Origin of the sequence: Streptomyces sp. RPT161 (assembly GCF_027533845.1) — a bacterium.
Lineage (GTDB): Bacteria > Actinomycetota > Actinomycetes > Streptomycetales > Streptomycetaceae > Streptantibioticus_A > Streptantibioticus_A silvisoli_A.
Genome location: NZ_JAPZVN010000075.1, coordinates 1 through 1,379 on the forward strand (window position 1 = coordinate 1; position 1,379 = coordinate 1,379).

Genomic DNA, 1,379 nt, shown 5'->3' on the forward strand with positions numbered 1-1,379 from the left:
CTAGGGCCCGTTTCGAAAGTGCGGTGATCTGGGAGCATGGTGCGATGGATCATGTTCGGCAGATAGTCAGTTCCGGCTCGCCACTCGAACCCCAAATAGGGTTTTCCCGGGCAATCCGTAAGGGGGCGCACGTCGCAGTCGCTGGAACTGCTCCCATCGGGGACGACGGGACGACCGTGGGGCGAGGCGACGTCTATGCCCAGACTGTCAAGTGTCTGGACATCGCAGACGCCGCGCTGAAGGCAGCAGGGGCGTCGCTGGGGGACGTCGTGCGGACCCGCATCATGCTCACCGACGTGACTCGTTGGAAGGAAGCCGCGCGAGCGCACGGAGAGCGGTTCGCGTCTGTCCGTCCGGCCTGCACCTTCGTCGAGGTCTCACGCTTCATCGATCCCGAATGGCTCGTAGAAGTGGAGCTTGACGCCATCCTCGACTGACTCCCGAAAGTGCTGGTCACAACCACTCGTTGATGGCTGCGATCAGCACTGTGGCTTCGTAGCGGACGGCGAGCTTGTCGTACCTGGTGGCCACTGCGCGGTGGCGCTTGAGGCGATTGATCCCGCACTCCACTGCGTGGCGCTCTTTGTAATCGTCCTTGTCGAACTTCGGGGGCCGTCCGCCGAGGGAGCCGCGCTTCTTGCGGTTGGCGATCTGGTCGCGCTTCTGCGGGATGGTGCGGCGGATGCCGCGTCGGCGCAGGTAGTTGCAGTTCGCGCGGGAGCCGTACGCCTTGTCGGCGCGGACCTTGTTCGGCCGGGTGCGCGGTCGTCCCTGGCCGAGCCGGGGGACCCGGATACGGCCCAGGACGACCTGGAACTGCGGGGAGTCACCGCGTTGTCCGGCCGTGATCACCAGGGACATCAGCTTCTGGGCTTGCTCGACCGCGACGTGGATCTTGGTGGTCAGTCCGCCGCGCGAGCGCCCCAGGCCGTGATCGCCGGGCTCGGTGAAGACACCGCCGGGCGGCTCGACCTGCAGATCCCCTTTTTGCGGGCGCCGGCCGCGTGCTGGTGGGCGCGAGCGATCGTGGAGTCCACCGAGATGTCCCAGGTGATCAGTCCTTTCGCATCGGCGCGCGCTTGGAGCTGCTCGAAGATCCGGTGCCACGTGCCGTCCCGTTGCCAGCGGCGGAAGAGCCCGTACACCGTCTCCCACGGCCCGTACCGCACGGGCAGGTCTCGCCACGGCACGCCAGTCCGTGTGCGGAACCGTATCCCGTCGATCAGCTGCCGCTTGCTGTGAACCGGTGGCCTACCAGGCTTGATGCCTATCGGCAACAACGGTTTCAGCACTGTCCACTGTGCGTCTGTCAGATCTCCCCGAGCCATGAAACAAGATCATCCCAGATCTTGATCCACTTCTGAAACAGGCCCTAGGAC

General features: G+C 65.3%; 2 protein-coding genes. One reads left to right on the forward strand and one right to left on the reverse strand.

The genetic code is table 11. From position 1 onward, the window contains the following. A partial coding sequence (locus O5O46_RS34945) for a RidA family protein (protein ID WP_333482454.1) occupies window positions 1–437 on the forward strand: 437 nt, incomplete at its 5' end. Between the two features lie 16 nt (window positions 438–453). Here the strand turns inward: O5O46_RS34945 and O5O46_RS34950 are convergent. Then, window positions 454–1,328 (reverse strand): IS5 family transposase gene (locus O5O46_RS34950; RefSeq protein WP_443072705.1). Its coding sequence is split into 2 segments (ribosomal slippage): window positions 454–936 and window positions 939–1,328, totalling 873 coding nucleotides; the frame shifts between segments, so codons are not numbered across the junction. Window positions 1,329–1,379: the final 51 nt, after the last annotated feature.